Consider the following 18274-nt stretch of genomic DNA (forward strand, 5'->3'; position numbering starts at 1 on the left):
TCTGCAAGTCGTTACGTCTCTCGTAACGTTGTTTGCGTTAGCCCCTGTTTCAGCAGGGTTTCTGTTGTTTCCACTAGTATGCGCCCACTGGCTTCGTCGCGGGCAGGTGCGGGGAGGCGTGGGGCAAGACGGATCTTGTAGCGCATGGGGAGTGGTGGCCGGCGCAGGAAGGGCCAGCCCTGAGACAGATAGGGGGAGTCCGTTTCAATCAGAATGGGTTGCACCGCGGAGCGGGTGCGTTGCGCAATGGCGGCAAAGCCCGGCTGAAACGCTCCCGGCTCTGCGCCTGCACGGGAGCGTGTTCCTTCGGGAAATAGCAGAAGCTGACAGCCTTCTTTCAGGCTGTCCGTTGCAGGGGCAATGAGCTTTAACAAGCTATCATGCCGGATATAGCCTGCCGTGCGGAGGGTGCTACCGAGGGTGGGGCGTTCCCAGATGGACGCTTTGGTCACACATACCAGCCGGGGCAGGGCCGCAGCCAGAATGAGGCTGTCCAGACGGGAGGGGTGGTTGGCAACCAGCACCAGCCCGCTTTTCTGCCGGATGGCAGCAAGCTCACGCAGGTCACAGTCCAGAATGCCCATGGCGTGGAGAAAGCGCACGGAAAAACGGGCGACATGATAGAGCCAGAAGCGGCCCAGTTTGCGCCGCCGAGGTCCTTCTGGCAGCAGGTTTCGCAGCACAAAAGCTCCGGCATCCAGTGCCAGAAAAATCACGGCAATTCCCAAAAGGGAGGCATAAAAACGCACGCAGGCGCTTAAAGCAGAGAGGCGGAACATGCGGGCTCAGGCTTTATCCGTCAGAGTGATGCCCTGCAAGGTGAGGGCTTTTCTGCATACTGGCCAGCTCACCCTTCTGCCAGTGGAAAATGACACGCGACAGAATGGCTCGGCCCGATCCTGCGCAGGGCAGGCTCTTCCGCCCGGCAGCGGCCCTGCACAAACGGGCAGCGGGTATGAAAGCGGCAGCCTGCAGGCCGTGCCACCGGGCTGGGAATATCGCCACCCAGCGGCGCAGCCCGGATGGCGCCCACCACAGGGCGGGGCACCGCAGCCGTCAGCGCGGCAGAATAAGGGTGCGCGGGGCGGTGCAGTACGGCATCTGTCTCGCCCAGTTCCACTACGGCGCCAAGATACATGACGGCCACGCGGGTGGAAATCTGTCGCACCACCGCGAGATCATGCGCCACAAACACGTAGGTCAGCCCCAGCCGGGCCTGAAGGTCTGCAAACAGATTAACAATCTGCGCCTGCACGGACACATCCAGCGCGGACACGGGCTCATCCGCCACCACCAGCCGAGGCGAGAGCGCCAGCGCACGGGCAATATTTATACGCTGCCTCTGGCCGCCGGAAAATTCGTGCGCATAACGGTCCAGTGCCGCAGCGGGCAGACTGACCAGATCCATCAGTTCGTGCAGACGGGCTGCGATGGTCGCGCGCGAGCGTTTCCGACCGTCCGGGCCGGGATGAACCTTCAGCGGTTCGGCCAGAAGATCCCCAATACGACGGCGCGGGTTGAGCGAAGCATAGGAATCCTGAAACACCATCTGCATCCGCTGGCGGACCGGGCGCAAAGCACGTTCACTCAGATGGGTGATATCCTGTCCTTCAAACAGGATCTGCCCGGACGAAACATCCGTCAGACGCAGCAGGCACCGGCCCAGCGTGGACTTGCCACAGCCGGATTCTCCAACCAGCCCCAACACTTCTCCCGGCATGACAGAGAGCGAAATTCCATCAACAGCCTTCAGGGTTTGCCCGCGCGGCAGGTGATAGGTCTTGCGCACGTCCCGGACCTCCAGCAGCGGTCTGGCACTCGCGCTGGAGGGCGCGCTAGTCGCGGAGAAAGTGGCTGACGTGGTCATTAATGAGGTTCCCCGGCAGCAAATGAGGAAGGGGGAAAACCTGTCGCATCAGCCTCATCGCCTGCCGAAAGCTCGCTGTACGTTAGTCGTGGAGGCAAAGGTGTGCCTTCTGCCGGGAGAACACAGGCGGCAAACTGGACAGGTTGGGTCGATGGGGCGGCCGCAGAGACCTGTGCGGTTGCGTCGTCCTGCGGAGCAGCGAGGGGATCATACCCCGTCGGCACCAGCGGTGGCGGTGGAGCGGGCAGGCAAGTGTCATGCACATAGGTGCAGCGCGGCGCGAAGGCACAGCCAGCCGGGCGCTCCAGCGGTGCTGGCGGTGCTCCGGCAATGGCGGGCAGGCGGTGCGGACGCGGGCCATCCAGTGGTGGAATAGAGGCCAGAAGAGCAGCCGTATAAGGATGGCCGGGGTGGGCAAACAGGACCTCTGTCGGGCCGGTTTCCGCCACCCGACCTGAATACAGCACCAGTGTCGTGTCACAGGTTTCGGCCACAACGCCCATGTCATGCGTAATCAGCAGCACGGAGGAACCGTAGGTGCTGCGCAGGGAGCGGATCAGGTCCAGAATTTGCGCCTGCACCGTTACGTCCAGCGCTGTGGTGGGTTCATCGGCAATCAGCAGGGACGGGTTGCAGGAGAGCGCCATGGCAATCATGGCGCGTTGCCGCAGGCCCCCGGAAAGCTGATGCGGGTAGCGGTCGGCCGTGCGGGCCGGGTCAGGCACGCCCATCTCAGCCAACAGTTCAACCGTCCGGGCGCGGGCCTGTTTGCGGGAGAGGCGCTCATGCGCGCGGATCTGCTCATCAATCTGCCAGCCGATTGTGTAAACCGGCGTAAAGGCCGTCATCGGGTCCTGAAAGATCATGGCAATCTCGCGCCCGCGCAGGCGACGGAGCTGTTTTTGCGGCATCCCGACCAGTTCCTGCCCCCGGAACAGCGCAGACCCGGTAATCTGCACGCCGGGACTGTCAATCAACCCCATCAGCGCCATGGCGGTGACGGATTTGCCTGAGCCGGATTCCCCCACCAGCCCGAGAATATCCCGCTCACCCAGCGTGAAGGACACATGCTCCACAATCGGGATCATCCGCCCACGGGAGGGAAAGCTGACGCACAGGTCTCGCACATCCAGTAGCGGAGCGGTCATAGGAGGGGCGATCTCAGCGGGCATCACGCACCCTCGGGTCCAGAAAAAGGTAGAGGATGTCCACCACCGCATTGGCCAGCACCACAAATACGGCGGAATACATCACGGTGGCCATAATCAGCGGCAGGTCCAGATTGGTGAGCGCCTGATAGGTTAGCCGCCCCACACCGGGCAGCCCGAACACCACTTCCGTCAGCAAAGCGCCGCCGCCCACAAGCTGCGCAAAATCCAGCCCGAACAGGGAGACAAAGGTCACCATAGAGGTGCGCAGGCCGTGGCGCAGCAGAATACGGGTAGGGGAAAGCCCTTTGGCCCGTGCCGTGCGCATGAAGTCCTCGCCGGAGAGTGCCACCAGATCCGCTCTTAAGACGCGGCTGTAAATGCCGATGAACATGACGGCCAGAACAATCCACGGAATGACCAGTGCCTTGAACCATCCCCACGGGTTTTCCGTCAGCGGCACATAGCCCAGCCCCGGCACCCACGAGAACAGCCATGTGTCATGATACCGGCTTTGCGTGATGAGATTGGCCACCTGCCCCAGCCAGAACACCGGCATGGAAATACCGATCAGCCCCAGCATCATCAGCCCACGATCAATCCATGTGCCTTTTAGGGCCGCAGCGATGGTGCCCATGGCAATGGACAGCACCACCCAGATAAGAGCCGCTCCACATACCAGAGAAACCGTAACCGGAGCCGCACGGGCAATTTCCGGCACCACAAGCTCACCCCGGTCCACATAAGAGGCGAGGTCCTGCGTGATGAACAGCTTCTTCATCATAGTGGCGTATTGCACAGGCAGAGGGCGGTCGAACCCGTATTCCTGCCGCACTTTTTCCATGGTTTGCGGGGAGGCGTTGCGTCCGGCAATACGGGCTGTGGGGTCTGCCCCTGGTGTGGCGAAAAACACCAGAAACACCAGCGCAGAAATTCCGAACAGAACAAACACAGTCTGCCCAAGTCGGCGGAGGAGCGCCATCATCATGCGTCAGCCCTCCTCATGAAGACCGCCGTGCGGCATCCCGCACATCAAGCGCATCCCGCAGGCCGTCGCCCAGAATGTTCAGCGCCAGCACGACCAGCACAATGGCGAGGCCGGGAGCAATGGCGACCATGGGGCGCGTGTAAATCAGCCCCTCGCCATCCTGAATAATGGTGCCCCATGATGCCGCCGGAGCCTGCACGCCGATAGAGAGGAAAGAAAGTGCACTTTCCGCCAGCAGGGAAAGCGCCATGAGCAACGGCCCCAGCACCACGAGCGTGGTGGTTACGTTCGGCAGAATATCAAACAGCACAATGCGCCAGCGCGGCACGCCAAGGCATCGGGCCGCGGTAACAAACTCCGCCTGCCGCAAGGCCAGAACCCGCCCCCGGATGGGCCGTGCTGCATACGGCACATAAACCAGCGCAATAATGACAATCGGGATCAGCAGACTATCCGCTTCCACGACAAACGGCCCCAGCTTTAACCCCTGACTGACCGTGACAATGGAGAGCGAGATTGCAAACAGATAGACCGGCACGGCCCACATGATATCCATCAGGCGGGACAGAACAGCATCCACCAGCCCACCAAAAAAACCGGCAGCAATGCCAGTGGCAGCGGCCAGTATCAGGCACAGCACGGCGGCGCAGGAGGAAATCAGCAGCGAGTTCCGCCCGCCATACAGCATGCGGGCCGCAACATCCCGCCCCTGACTGTCCGCACCCAGCAGATAGGCTGCATGGCCGGTCGGGCCGATGGGGCTGAGGCCGAGATGCAGCGGGTTATCGTTCGGCTGCATGATATCCACCTCGTGCCCGTCCAGCGTGATGCTGCCGGCGACGTTGGAGGTGAATGGGTCAGTCCCAGCAATATCCCGCGCATAAAGGGGAGCCAGCACGCAACTCAGGGTGATGAGCACCAGAACGGCAAGGGCCGCCATGGCCGCGCGGTTGCGTGCAAGGCCACGCATCGCCTGCCGCCATGGGCCGGGTGGGGGAGGCGCTTCAGCTGTCATCGGACCTGAAGCTGGGAAAGCAGGATTTCATCATTAAGTGTTACGATGGCGTTACGCGTGCGTTTTGACAACAGGCTGACGCGTTTGATCTGCACCAGTGGCACGGCGGGAGCCTGTGCCATCAGGGCGCGGTCAGCCTCAGTCCAGCGCTGCATGCTCTCAGTCGGGCTGGTCAGGGCAGCGGCGGAAGCCTTGTTCATCAGCGCATCTATGTCCGGGTTACAAAAGGCCGACATGTTGGGGGAGTTGTCGGAATGCGGGCGGAAACTGGCACACGCAAACAGGGTTTGCAGGAACGTGGAGGCGGAGGGGTAATCTGCATTCCATCCTGTCAGGGCAAGCTGTACATGGTTGTCACTGTTCTGCACGTAAGGAAATTGCACAGTCTGCGTCATGCTGCGCACAGAGGCCTCATAACCCAGACTGGCCAGTGTGCTGCGTAGTTCCATGGCCATGGCAGCATAACGTCCCTCCAGTGGGGCGATGATCGTGACTTTCTGCCCGGCTGTGCCGCTTTCACGCACCAGTTTGCGGGCTTCCTCGAGGTCGGGTGCCTGCCACTGTGGGAGCGGATGCGCAGGTGAGGCCCCTTTGGTGTAGGCGCAACTCGGCTCATAACCCGGCGCACCTTGTGGCAGAAGCTGGCAGAGGGGCGTCGCAACGGCAGCACCCCCATGATAGATCACCATGGCATGCCGGTTGATAGCATAGTTCAGCGCCTGCCGTGCCTTGAGCGAATTGAAAGGCGGTATCCGCACATTCAGGGCGGCGTAATAGTAGAGCAGCAGCGTATAAATCTGCACTTGTCCGGCATAGCGGCTACCGACTTCACCCAGCCGGTCCAGCGGCACATCTTCATACATCCAGTCATACTGGCCATTTTCAATGGCGGTCACTTCGCCTTCCGGGTCCAGCCCGAACGTGACCTGTATGGCGTCCACATATCCAGCGGGCTGCGCATCATGCGCCCATTCCCGGAAATACGGGTTGCGTTCCAGCACCATGCCGGTGGCAGGATCATAGCGTGTCACCCGATACGGTCCGGTGCCCGGAGGGGCTGTGTTCCCCGTATCATGCGGCGGTGTGCTGGCCGGAAGAATGGCAGCATGAAACCAGGCCAGACGGTCCAGAAATTCGGCATCCGGTTGCGTCAGATGGAAGATGATGGTGCGCGTCGCCGGATCAGTCTCTATGCCGCCAGCCAGTGTGCAGTGCGCGGGGTCATGCAGGCCTCCGCCCCAACGATATGACTGTAATACGGTCCGGCAGTCGGGCTGCCGACTTTGAAGAGACGCCGGAAAGACGCTGCAACATCCTCCACATTCACAACCTGCCCATTGGAAAAATGCAGATTGGGACGAAGCGTAAACCGATAGGTTCGCCCTCCATCTTCTGGCTGTGGAACCGCTTCTGCCAGATTGGCGATGACGGGTTGCGCTGTGGAGCCTGCAAATTTTGGAAATGTCAGAAGCCCATCATAAACAGGTGTTTCGAGCTCCTTGATGAGAGAAATATAAGAGACCTGCGGGTCCAGCGTGCCCCCGGAATTTTGTGCCGCCAGCCGCAAGGTGCCGCCTGTGTGGGCATTAGAGGGTGGGGCGGCTGAGTGCGGCTCCGGCGCTGTGGTGGGGGCGACTTGTGCAAATGAGGGCGAACCAGAAGCTGCGCACAGAGCAGCTAGCACGCACACCGTATAAAAGGACCGCTTCTGCACCATGTTTCACCCCCACGCACTGGGGAGAGACCTTAAAAGGGTGAGATGTGTCACACAATGCAGAAAGCCGAATGGCTTATAAAAGCTGATTTATACCAGCCCGTTCGCTCAGGCTTTGGAAACATCCTGCAAGGCGGCTGGTAGCGCACGTCCGAACAGCTCCAGCTCTGCAGGTGTCGCCGTCCCAACACGGATCCATGTCTGATAGGCTGGGGCATCAAACACACGGATATCGACGCCTCGTTGTGCCAGAGCTGTTTTCATTTTTTCTGCTGGTCTCTGTGTATTGACGTAAACAAAAGTTCCATGACTTTGCAGGAAAGATAAGCTATTTTTCTGGCAGATATCATAAATCATGTTGCGGCAGGATTTGAGGTAGGCGATGGCCCCGTTCAGATAGGCCTTATCTCCGAGAGATGCCATGGCTGCGGCATAGCCAGCCTGATTACGAGACGTTGTCGTAAGGCTGTAAAGCTGTTTCACACGGTTGGGTTGCGCCAGAATATAGCCAATTCTGAGCCCGGCCAGCCCATAAACTTTGGAAAATGTGCGGGCAACAATCACATCATGCCCCGAATGCACCAGAGATGAGGCGGTCATTAGCTCCGCAGACGGCAAAAGTTCAAAATAGGCCTCATCCACAACAACTGGAACTTTTTTGGAAACATCTTTGCAAAATGAAAGAAGTTTATCATGGTCTAGCATGTTCCCGGTTGGATTGTTGGGGTTGCACAGGTAAACCATTGCCGTCTCGGGCGTGATAGCCTGCCGGAGGGCGTCCAGATCAATCGCATGATTGACGAGAGGCACATATCGCACAGTCACACCCCGGCGCTGAGCGTAATTCAGATGTGTGGCATAGGTTGGCTGCGGCGCCAGAAGGTGTCCTTTGCGGCCAATGTCGCTGGAAAGAAGGGAGAGCGCATCCAGAGAGCCATTTGATAGAGCGACTTTTTCCCTCTCAAGATTTTCATTCTGACCAATTTTATCACGGAGAGTGTGTTCATCTTCCACATAATAAGGAGCCTCTGGTACGCAGGCCATAATGGCTTTGCGCGCAGCAGGAGAGGGACCAAACGGGTTTTCTGTCACGTTCAGGCGCGCACGGGTTACCGGGGCTGTTTGTGCAGCCAGAAGCGGACTTGCGCGCCCAGCCCAGAGAGCTGGTGCCAGAAGGCTGCCAGCCTGTATCAGAGAGCGTCTGTGAAGATGGAACATGGTTACCGTTTAATAATGAATTATGATTTACATTTAATGTTTTGCTGTTTGTAAGATTTCTTAGCGTATATTTTTATATCTATAAATTAAAATGAGTAGAGAAAATATATAAGTTTGATGATGTCATAATAGTTTCACTTTTTTCGAGTGGGTGCTCTTGATAACAGACGCGTGATTTTTCCATTTTGATAATGTTCTGGATACACGCATGACACTCAGAAAAGCGTTTCTGGTTTCAACTATTCTGACGTTTGGTCTGATGGCTGAGGAGCCAGTTTCCAACGCCGCGACGGCTGCTGATAAGCAGAAACCAGTGGGCAGCGAGCATGCGAAAAAAGTTGCAGCAAAGCGACCCAAAGCGGCGAAACATCAAGCATCTGAAAAGGCTTCCGGGGCCAATAGCGGAGAAACTCTGATTGTAACCGGGACGCATGCGGTCAACCGGAAGGCACGGCAGAGCACCTCTCCCGTCAGCGTGCTGTCCGCTGCAACGTTGCGCAGGTCCGGGCAAATGAATCTGGCAGATGCGCTGACACGCACCTATGCGTCTATCAATGTCAGCGCCATGGGGAATGATGCTGGAGCTCTGACCTCGGCAATCCGCATGCGTGGCCTCAATCCCAATCAGGTTCTGGTTCTGGTAGATGGGAAGCGTCGGCATACGACCGCCAATATTTATGCGGATGCCGGTCCGTCATTTGGTGCCACGCCAGTAGATCTGAACATGATTCCTGCTGCGTCTATCGACCATATTGAAGTGCTGGAAGATGGTGCCGCAGCTCTTTACGGTTCTGATGCGATTGCAGGTGTGGTTAATATTATCACGCGCAAAACCAACCATGGTCTGAACATGAGTGCGCAGACCGGAGCTAATGCGTATAATGGCGATGGATGGCAGTATCAGACCAGCATCGATGGCGGTCTGTCTCTGGGCGGTGATGGTTATCTGCACCTGAGCGGGCAGGTTTACCACACAGACCACATGGTGCCCTATACGGAAGACCACCGTCTGATGGGGTCTGCTCCCGCTGGGGCTGGGACGGCGCTTTATACCGGGCCGGTTTCTGTTCCAAAAAATTCCAATAAAGTGATGAGTACGCCAGAAGAAACCCGTGAAAACCTGAGCATTGCCTTTGGTAAAACGCTAACAGAAGGTGTGCAGGGATACGGATTGATTACCTATGTCCACCGGCATGCGGAATCGTATCAGAACTATCGCACCCCTAATACGATGCCAACGATTTATCCGTCCGGATTTTCGCCGCTCGAAACGATTGAGGAAAATGACTATGCCGCAACGCTGGGCCTGAAAGGGGATAATTTCTTTGGGTTTGCGTGGGATCTCAGCACGACCTACGGCGCGGATGAAGATGCGATTGGGGATAAGAACAGTGTTAACGCCGGTATGCTAAGCAGCAAATGTATTCCGCGCAGCACTAATCCCACCAGTACCAGCGCTTATGTCTCGACAGACGGATGTGGCTGGTCTCCTACCACCACTCGTGCGGAAAGCTATCGTATGGCGCAGTGGACAAACACGATTGATTTCAGAAGGAATTTCAAGACAGGGTTTACAACGCCTACCACGATTGCCTTTGGAGCCGAGCATCGTCTGGAAACGTATCAGATCAAGGCCGGCACGCCACCGTCTTATGAGGCAGGGGGTATGGCTGGTTATGTTGGTCTTAGCCCACAGAATGCCGGCAACTGGAGCCGCGATATCTGGGCCGGATATCTGGATGGCGATTTCCATCCTCTGAAGAACTGGGATGTCGATTTTGCTGGCCGGTTCGAGCATTATACGGACGTTGGAAACACTGAAAACGGAAAAGTCTCCACTCGGTATGAAATTACGCCACGCATTGCAATCCGGGGTACCATCAGCAACGGTTTCCGTGCACCAACGCTTGCAGAACAGCATTTTAGTTCGATTAACGTGGGGGCGACGACGGTGGCGGGTTTGTTGCCTGTCAGTTCTTCCGCGGCCCGCCTGCTCGGGGCGGCGCCCCTTAAGCCGGAACGTTCCACCAATGCCAGTGGTGGTCTGGTTGTAGAACCTTTGAAAGGTCTGCATGTTGAGGCAGATGTCTATCAGATTAATATTCGTGACCGTATTATTGCCGGTGGCTCTACCAATGGCACAACAGCGATTGCAGCACTGCAACAGCTTGGCTTTGTGCTGCCTTCCGGTCTGGACCCTAATGCTGTCAGCACCTACTATTTTGCCAATGGGGCCAGCACCCGTACGCAGGGTTTTGACCTGAAAGCGGATTATCTGGTGAGGATGAATCGCTACGGCAATCTTAATCTCTCTGCGTCGCTGGACCTGAACCGCACGCGTTTGAGCCATGTGGCCTCGACCATGGTTAACGGTGTTCCGACGTCTCTGCTCACGGCGGCAACTGCCAGTTACATCACTACGGCGTATCCGCGCAGCAAACTGATCCTGAATGCATTCTGGACCGTTGGAAAATGGGACGTAAACCTGCGTCAGACGCGTTATGGTGAAACCACGACCATGCTGGGCTATCAGGACTGGACGCCCGGTAATGCAATTTGCCAAAATAATGGAAAAGCCCTTCGCTATTCCAACAGTTGCTTTGCTCAGTTCAAAAATACGCCGCGTTGGCTGACTGATCTTGAAGTGGGATATAGTGTCAATCCGCACTGGCACTTTGCGGTGGGTGCTAACAATATTTTCAACGTGCGTCCCCGCAAGGTAAACCCGCTGAACAACAACTATGGCGCGCGTATCTATGATGCGAACTCGGCTCAGGTGCCAATGACAGGCGGATATTATTACGGACGTATTGACGCGCACTTCTAAGGTGAAGTGATTTATTCATATTAGAAAGAGTTCAAAAAACCTGCCATAAACGATCTGTCTATGGCAGGTTTTTGTTTGAGATGGTCCTGCGGTCTTTTCAGAGTTCGTAGTCTTTTTACGGCTGTTCCAGCCTTGCTCGCCCGGCAGCAGTCAAGGCGGTATCAGCCTGTGGTGTGTGAATGCGGGCGCAGAGAACATCGCGTAAGTGCCGTTCCAGCGGATTGGAACGGCTCAGAGCTGGATTACCGATAGCAGCCACGCCTTTTTCCACACTGCGAATGGCGTTGTCTGTCACCACATGTTTGATCAGATTGGCGTCTGTCGCGCTGCATTGTCCCTGCTCATACCGTGCCAGCCCGTCTGCCAGGAGAGCCCGGTTGGACAACAGCAAGGCTTCAATCTCACCCATCAGAATTTGAAAACGGGGCAGGGAGGCAAGGGGCTTACCCAGATTGGCTGGTACACGAGCATGCAGGAAGGTGACAAGCCAGTCCCGTGCAGATCGCGCCACACCATCATACAGGGCGGCAATCAGCAGCGCATGCCAGAGCGTCAGGTCCTGTCCGGCACCACGCCAGTCTTCCGGCTGCCGTAAATCGACAAGAAACGCTTCCGGCAGCACCACATTCTCAAAATGAATGGTGTGGCTGCCCGTAGCCCGCATGCCGAGCTGGTCCCATGTGCGCTCTATCCGCACTCCCGGAGCATCCAGTGGCACCAGAACATGGCCTGTGCGCGGGGTTTCCTCATCGGTCGCGGCCCACACAATACCCCAGCGCAGAGCCGTGGAGCCTGTGGAGTAGATCTTACAGCCATTCAGCACCCACTGCCCGTCTTTCTGGCTGACGCGTGTGGCCGGAATCCCGCCGCGCGAGGGTGTGCCAAGGTCCGGCTCCACGCGCAGGGCGTTGAGAAGAGCGCCGTCTTGCACAGCAGCTTCCGAGACCATGCGGCGCACCTCTTCCGGCCAGTGCGGGTCTGCCGCAATGCTGGCATGGTGCAGGCACTGCATGGCCAGAATAAGGGTGGTGGATGGGTCTCCCTGCGCCAGTGTGCCGATAAGGGGCAGTATGTCTCCCAGTCCTTTCCCTCCGCCGCCATAACGGGGGGAAACTGTCAGTGCCAGTAGCCCGGCTTTGTGTAAGTCTGCCAGATTATCCGTAGCAATCTCGCCAGATTGGTCAGAGGCGGCAGCCCGACTGGCAAAACGACTTACAAGGTCAGATAAGATGGAAAGGGACTGTGGCATGCTGTCTCTGTTTCAAGGGCGGATGCAGGATCGGATATGATCACGGAGAAGGCCCATCAAGACATTATCTCCGCCTTGCTTGTACCAGGAGTGGTAGGTGCGCCAGTGTTCTCCAACGTAATCAGGCTGTTTACTGGCTTGTAAAGCATTAAAGCCATTTACAATTTTTTTCTGAATCTGTTCTTTGGACCGCATAGGAAAATGCAGAATACAAAAGCCAGCTTCAACCATGATGCGGATTGCAGAGGCAGGCTGATTGAACTGTTCCACAAAGTGGTTGCCAGTAACCGGACTTAACCCTTGCCGTAACCGGTAAGCAACTTTGGTGACCCGCACTTTCATTGTCGGCCAAACCGCGATCTGCGTATCATTCAGTGTGGGACCAAACGGAACAGGCTGGCCCGCTGGGGACACAAGCGCAGCCTGCGCCCAATGGAAAACAAGCATGGAAATCGTAGGGTCTTCCAGCATGGCGTTGAATGTTTCAGCGCTCTGGTCTGCATTCCGGGTGCAGCAGGTTATTAATTCATCCGCATCAACAAAAAATACCCACTCAACAGGTATTTCATCATGTTCAAGGTAGAGCAGCATAAACTGCTCCAGAGCCTTCATTTTTGATGCCTGATAATAGGCGACCTGATAATCAAGCGCGCAGAAGACACCAGCATCCGGGTGATCCTGCCGGAACTGTATGATGATGTCTGTTGTGCCGTCTGTGCTGTTATTGTCGAGAATAAAAAAGCGGCGAAAACCCAACTGGTAATGGTGGCGTAAATTCAGGCCGATCATATCGGCTTCGTCTTTAACCAGAATGAAAAGTGCTGCCTTGCTCAGGGCTGGTACGGTAACGTGTGAGGAAATCTGCCAGTCCGGACCGCCCCGCAGGGTGTTGAACGCTGTAGCGGCCTGTTCGCTCATGTCATCAGGAAGGCCGGTCAGAACTGGATGGTCACTCATGGTGTCAGTCTTTCTTGGGGGAGGGGAGATTACTGGCCCGGGTTCATGAGTTTCTTCACAGCATCCGTCATGGCGTCAGCGCTCAGATTGGCGTCAACCGTGCCAACATAGCGGGCGTTGGGGTCCATCACCACAAAGCGCGGGGACATGCGCATGGCATACGTCCATTCCGGGTCGGGCAGTTTTTCAACTGTGGTGTGGTATTCCTTGGCCAGATCCGCCAGCGGGCCCGGGGCGGCGGTCCCAGCCACCACACGCGGGCTGATGCTTTGACCATACAGGCGCAGGCGTTCGGCATCATCACGGTCCGGGTCAAGGCTGACAAAAATAATCACGGCCTTCCGCTTGCCGGGGTCAGTCTTGTCCAGCGCTGCGGACATGTTGGTCAGTGCCGGAGTGCAGGCATCGTCAGCACAATGGGTCGCGCCAAACAGCACCATCATCCAGCGGCCCCGGAAGGTCTGGTCCGTCATGGTGCCGGTGGTTGCGTCCATCAGGCGGAAGGACCCGCCAACCTCATTGCCATACGTATCCAGCGTCGGACCATAGCGCAGGGCAACGCGTGTGCCCACATAGCCGGTCACGCTGGCAACAACCAGAACGCCAGCCGCAATCAATGCAAATCGTTTTTCACTTGGTGTCATGACTTAATGTGCCTCTGCCCAGTTTCCGCCAATGCCTGTCTCAACCACCAGCGGCACGGACAGTGTTGCCGCGGCTTCCATCACCTTGCGCGCCAGAGCGGCGACAGCCTCGGCCTCTGCAGCGTCGGCTTCAAACAGCAATTCATCATGCACCTGTAGCAGCATGCGGGCGGAAAGCCCCGCATCTTTCAGGGCGCGTGGCAACTTGACCATGGCGCGTTTGATGATGTCAGCCGCCCCACCCTGCAAGGGAGCGTTAATGGCCTGCCGTTCCGCATACTGTCTGCGCGCCGCGCTCTTTTCATGAATACCCGGCACATAGCAGCGCCGCCCGAAGGGCGTGAGCACATAGCCGTTGGCTTTGGCCTGCTCACGCATGCGCTCCATGTAGTCGCGGATACCGGGGTAGCGGGCAAAATAGGCGTCGATATAAGCCCGTGCTTCCCCTGCGGGAATGCCAAGCTGTCGCCCCAGCCCAAAAGCGGAAATACCGTAAATAATCCCGAAGTTGATGGCTTTGGCCCGGCGACGGGTCAGGCTGTCCATCCCTTCCAGCGGGATATTGAACACTTCTGAGGCAGTACGGGCATGAATATCCTGCCCCAGAGCAAACGCTTCCCGCAGGGCCGGAATATTGGCCACATCGGCCAGCAGGCGCAGCTCAATCTGGGAATAGTCAGCAGAAATCAGCTTTTTACCGGGTGGCGCAATAAAAGTCTGCCGGATACGGCCTCCTTCTTCCGTGCGGATGGGGATGTTCTGCAAATTCGGGTCATTAGAGGATAGGCGGCCAGTTGAAGTGATGGCCATCTGGAAGGATGTATGCACCCGGTCATCCACCGTGGCCTGACGCAGCAGGGCATCCGTGTAGGTACTTTTCAGCTTGGCCAGCTGCCGCCATGCCAGCACGCGGGCCGGGAGGTCATGCCCCTGATCTGCCAGATCCTGCAACACGGAAGAATCCGTGCTCCATGCGCCTGCCTTACCGCGCTTGCCGCCCTTCAGGCCCATTTCATCAAACAGGATTTCCCCAAGCTGGCGCGGGGAGCCGACATTGAAGTCGCGTCCGGCAGCCGCATGAATTTCTTTTTCCATGACGGCCATGCGGCTGGCAAAATCTTCAGAAAGACGCCCCAGTTCGGCGCGATCCACCGCGATGCCAGCCTTTTCCATACCAGCCAGAACCGGGGAAAGCGGGCGCTCCAGCTGTTCATACAGCGCCAGCGCCTGATTGGTGCGCAGAGTGGGGTGCAGCACGTACCACAACCGCAGCGTGACATCGGCATCTTCTGCCGCATACGGTGTGGCGCGGGCGACCGGGACGTGTGTGAACGGAATGCGGTTGCGCCCGGTGCCGGTCACACTGTCATAACTGATGGGGGTGTGGCCCAGATGCAGGGCGGAGAGTTCATCCATCCCCTGCCCATGCTGCCCGGCGGACTGCGCGTAGGAAATCAGCATGGTGTCATCAACCGGCGCGATGGTGGAGAAATCCAGCCCGGCATGGTCAAACACCAGCAGATCAAACTTGGCGTTCTGGAAAATTTTCAGAACTGCCGGGTCTGTCAGCAGGGGGCGCAGAATATCAAGTGCTGCGGCAGGCTGGAGCTGCTCACCGGCTGGTTCTTCCAGCGTGCCTTCATGTCGCAGGGGGATGTAGCAGGCCTTGCCGGGGGCGGTGGACAGAGAGATGCCGACCATGTTGGCATGCAGCGGGTCCAGCCCGTCGGTTTCTGTATCGACAGCGCAAATGCCCGCTTCCTGAGCAGCACTGATCCATTTCTGAAGTTCTTCCGCCGTGCGTACGGTTTCATACGGGCCGTATTCGGCGGTGAGGGAGGCCGCGGCTTCGGCGGACTGACCAGCCTCAGCGGTGGGCGTTTCTGTTCCGGTGGGAGCGGTGGCTCCGGCAACGGACGCATGCGCGGCAGCGCGCGCGGTGCGATGAGCATGCGCGCCAGAGGGATGACCAACGCCCAGACGGCTTAACACGGAGCGGAAGCCCATGCTCTCCAGCCAGTCGGCCACCACCAGCTTGTCGAGCTCCCGAACGCCCAGTTCCTCGACCGGCACAGGCAGCGGCACATCCCGTGCCAGTTCCACCAGTTGGCGGGAAATGCGCGCGGCGTCTGCATGCTCAATCAGCATATCGCGGCGCTTGGATTTTTTCATTTCAGGCGCGGCAGCCAGCACGGCTTCCAGCGTGCCGTATTCCTTCACAAGGGCGGAGGCCGTTTTGGGGCCAATGCCGGGCACACCGGGTACGTTATCCGTTGGGTCGCCCATCAGCGCCTGCACGTCCACCACCTTATCAGGTGTGACGCCAAACTTGGCTTCCACTTCCGGCGTGCTGATGGCGGTCTGCTTCATGGGTTCCAGCATGCATACGCCGGGGCCAATCAGCTGCATCAGATCCTTGTCGGATGAGACAATGGTGCAGGTGCCCCCCGTCTTCCGTACGGCGGTGGCGTAGGAGGCAATCAGGTCATCCGCTTCCCATCCGGCCAGTTCAATGGCGGGCACGTTGAAGGCCCGTGTGGCATCGCGGATCAGAGAAAACTGGGGGCGCAGATCTTCCGGCGGTTCGGGCCGGTGCGCTTTATATTGTGGGTAAATTTCCGTCCGGAATGTTTGCCGTCCTGCATCAAAAATGACTGCCAGATGTGTGCCCACATGCTCGCGCAGCAGGCGGGCCAGCATGTTTGTAAACCCGTAAACCGCGTTCACGGGCACCCCGTCCGGGCTGGTCATGGGAGGCAGGGCATGAAAGGCGCGGAAAATAAAACCGCTGCCATCTACCAGTACCAGGTGGGGTGTATCTGTGTTGGTCATGAAACTCTTGCAGGACAGGGCCGGAAAAGGTGAGACGGATGGAAGGTCTGGGCATATGCGCCCCTTCTCTGTCTGTCTAGCATACAGGGGTGGGGAAGGGGCCTGCAAGACGAGTGGCGTGTTGTGTCACCTCTTTAGTCTGATCCCGGCGAGTCTTGTGCGCCTCGGTCATCAGACCTGACCCGTCTGAAATATGCAGAGTATGAATAACTTATAGTCTGAAATCAGCACGAAAAGAGCGGCCTTGTTCTGTTTACATATCTATATCCGCACGAATATAGACAGGGATACCGTCCTGTAAAGGCGGGATGATTTTAGGGTTTGTCAGAAAATGCATAGCCAGCATGTCCGTTGCTGTATGGGGCGGTAAAGAACGGAATAGCAGACCCAAAAAAAGGTTTTCGAAAATCATCGCAAAAATTTGAAATTTTCATAAGGCATTTCAAGACCAGTGTGGAGTGTCTCGATGGTCAGAGATGTCAGGGCAGCAGCATTCAGGGGAGCACTATGCTGAGAAACAGGGTTGGTCACATGGGTTTTCAGCGTATGCAACGAGCCACACAGCTCCTGCCAATCCTGCAGAAAGGAGCCGCAGCATTTCTGCTCAGACTGAAGTCCTTGCGTGAGGTGTTTGCCCCCGCACTAGCCGCCTCAGCACTTGTTGTGTCTGCCCAGAATGCCGGAGCGCAAATGCGGTCTTCCGCAGCCTCGTCTGCGGGCGCAGCCCCGGGCAGCACCCCGCGTGTTACACTCGCGCCGGGAACTGCGCAGGCGACATCTTCCAGCGCGCGTGCAGTGCAGGGGCGTCTGGAGAAGCCCCAGATGAACCGGATGCCGGACTCACGTTTGACAAGATTTTTGACGGTCAGCGCACGCTGGGCACCAGTGGCCTGAGTTCTCTGGAAGGTTCAAGCGGCGGCGGTATTGCCAGTTGGGCCACGATTGGGGGTTATGGCAGCAAGAAAAGCATGGGGATGGCTTTCCATTACAGCTATGTCAGCCTGACCAACTATACGGACCAGAATGTTGGCGCCGTTATGGGATTTTATGACCGTGTGGAAATTTCCTACGCCCATAACTTCTTCCGCACTGGCTCGACAGGGCGCAAGCTGGGTATTGGCCACGGTTATCAGTTCGATCTGGATACGGGGGGTATCAAGGTCCGCCTGTTTGGCCATGTGCTGGACAAAACCCTTTTGCCGCAGGTCGCTGTGGGGGCTATGTACAAGCATGATGGGGATGCAAAGGTCATTCATGCCGTGGGCTCCAAACATACCGATGGCGCAGACGTTTATATTGCTGCCACCAAACTGTTTCCCAAACTCGGCCTGCTGGTCGATACCACCATGCGCCTGACCAAAGGCAACCAGTGGGGTATCCTCGGCTTTGGTGGTGATCGGAACGACAATTACTATCCGCAGTTTGAAGGCTCACTTGGTTATTTGCCGTCCTTCATTCCCGGGCTGGTTGTTGGGGTGGAATATCGGACCAAACCACGTAACCAGAATTTTACGCCTGAAAGTAACTGGTTTGATGTGTATGCCAGCTATTTTGTGAATAAGCATCTGAACATTACAGCAGCGTATGTCTCTCTTGGAACCATTGCGACCTACCGAAATCAGACCGGGGCCTATGTTTCTCTTCAAACTGGTTTTTAAAAAGCGTTTATATATATTAGGCTTTTCGATGTTTAGAAAAAATATTTGATACATGTGTAAAGCGTAGGTGGAGGGTTCGAAAAACCCCTTGGCACTGAGCTGTTCTGTGTGATTCCATTTCTTCGGCGTTGATTGGGGATGGTGGAAGATGAAGCAG

General features: G+C 57.3%; 15 protein-coding genes. 3 read left to right on the forward strand and 12 right to left on the reverse strand.

Annotated features, from left to right (window positions below; translation table 11 throughout):
• Window positions 1-11: 11 nt before the first annotated feature.
• From AD928_RS06530 to AD928_RS06560, 8 genes are all read right to left on the reverse strand, one after another.
• Complete coding sequence (locus tag AD928_RS06530; protein ID WP_062249218.1) at window positions 12-779, reverse strand: lysophospholipid acyltransferase family protein; 768 nt, start codon at window positions 777-779, stop codon at window positions 12-14.
• 68 nt (window positions 780-847) lie between these two features.
• Complete coding sequence (locus AD928_RS06535; RefSeq protein ID WP_062249220.1) at window positions 848-1867, reverse strand: ABC transporter ATP-binding protein; 1020 nt, start codon at window positions 1865-1867, stop codon at window positions 848-850.
• The gene (locus AD928_RS06540) at window positions 1867-3039 is read right to left on the reverse strand and encodes an ABC transporter ATP-binding protein (protein ID WP_062249221.1); all 1173 of its coding nucleotides are present in this window, start codon (window positions 3037-3039) and stop codon (window positions 1867-1869) included. The genes AD928_RS06535 and AD928_RS06540 overlap by 1 nt, the downstream gene beginning before the upstream one ends.
• Complete coding sequence (locus AD928_RS06545; RefSeq protein WP_082779781.1) at window positions 3029-4003, reverse strand: ABC transporter permease; 975 nt, start codon at window positions 4001-4003, stop codon at window positions 3029-3031. Before AD928_RS06545 ends, AD928_RS06540 begins: the two co-directional genes overlap by 11 nt.
• A 13-nt stretch (window positions 4004-4016) precedes the next feature.
• Window positions 4017-5018 (reverse strand): ABC transporter permease, encoded by a 1002-nt coding sequence (locus tag AD928_RS06550; RefSeq protein WP_062249224.1) that lies wholly within the window; start codon window positions 5016-5018, stop codon window positions 4017-4019.
• Window positions 5015-6247 (reverse strand): ABC transporter substrate-binding protein, encoded by a 1233-nt coding sequence (locus AD928_RS06555; RefSeq protein ID WP_457851277.1) that lies wholly within the window; start codon window positions 6245-6247, stop codon window positions 5015-5017. Before AD928_RS06555 ends, AD928_RS06550 begins: the two co-directional genes overlap by 4 nt.
• Window positions 6208-6735 (reverse strand): ABC transporter substrate-binding protein, encoded by a 528-nt coding sequence (locus AD928_RS15410; protein ID WP_233419984.1) that lies wholly within the window; start codon window positions 6733-6735, stop codon window positions 6208-6210. The genes AD928_RS06555 and AD928_RS15410 overlap by 40 nt, the downstream gene beginning before the upstream one ends.
• 105 nt (window positions 6736-6840) lie before the next feature.
• On the reverse strand, window positions 6841-7950 hold the full coding sequence (locus AD928_RS06560) for a pyridoxal phosphate-dependent aminotransferase (RefSeq protein WP_062249226.1): 1110 nt from the start codon (window positions 7948-7950) through the stop codon (window positions 6841-6843).
• Window positions 7951-8158: 208 nt separating this feature from the next.
• On the opposite strand from AD928_RS06560, the gene AD928_RS06565 reads away from it, so the two are divergent.
• Window positions 8159-10777 (forward strand): TonB-dependent receptor plug domain-containing protein, encoded by a 2619-nt coding sequence (locus AD928_RS06565; protein WP_062249228.1) that lies wholly within the window; start codon window positions 8159-8161, stop codon window positions 10775-10777.
• 115 nt (window positions 10778-10892) lie between these two features.
• On the opposite strand, the gene AD928_RS06570 is transcribed toward AD928_RS06565, so the two are convergent.
• The 4 genes from AD928_RS06570 to polA are packed head-to-tail and all read right to left on the reverse strand — an operon-like array spanning window position 10893 to window position 16459.
• Window positions 10893-12026 carry an acyl-CoA dehydrogenase family protein gene (locus AD928_RS06570; RefSeq protein WP_062249230.1) on the reverse strand — a complete coding sequence of 378 codons (1134 nt, stop codon included), beginning with the start codon at window positions 12024-12026 and terminating at the stop codon, window positions 10893-10895.
• A gap of 12 nt (window positions 12027-12038) precedes the next feature.
• On the reverse strand, window positions 12039-12983 hold the full coding sequence (locus AD928_RS06575) for a glycosyltransferase family 2 protein (protein ID WP_062249232.1): 945 nt from the start codon (window positions 12981-12983) through the stop codon (window positions 12039-12041).
• A 29-nt stretch (window positions 12984-13012) separates the two neighbouring features.
• Entirely contained in the window at window positions 13013-13627 is a 615-nt protein-coding gene (locus AD928_RS06580) for an SCO family protein (protein ID WP_062249235.1), read from the reverse strand.
• Window positions 13628-13630: 3 nt separating this feature from the next.
• Entirely contained in the window at window positions 13631-16459 is a 2829-nt protein-coding gene (polA, locus tag AD928_RS06585) for a DNA polymerase I (RefSeq protein WP_062249237.1), read from the reverse strand.
• 531 nt (window positions 16460-16990) lie between these two features.
• Between polA and AD928_RS06590 the strand changes: the two genes are divergently transcribed.
• Both AD928_RS06590 and AD928_RS06595 read left to right on the forward strand, forming a co-directional pair.
• Window positions 16991-17353: a hypothetical protein gene (locus AD928_RS06590; RefSeq protein ID WP_156470129.1), complete on the forward strand. Its 363-nt coding sequence runs from the start codon at window positions 16991-16993 to the stop codon at window positions 17351-17353.
• 47 nt (window positions 17354-17400) lie between these two features.
• Window positions 17401-18117, forward strand: coding sequence for a DUF3034 family protein (locus AD928_RS06595; RefSeq protein ID WP_233419986.1), 717 nt, complete (start codon window positions 17401-17403; stop codon window positions 18115-18117).
• Window positions 18118-18274: the final 157 nt, after the last annotated feature.

Source organism: Acetobacter cerevisiae (genome assembly GCF_001580535.1).
In the GTDB taxonomy this organism is placed as follows: domain Bacteria; phylum Pseudomonadota; class Alphaproteobacteria; order Acetobacterales; family Acetobacteraceae; genus Acetobacter; species Acetobacter cerevisiae.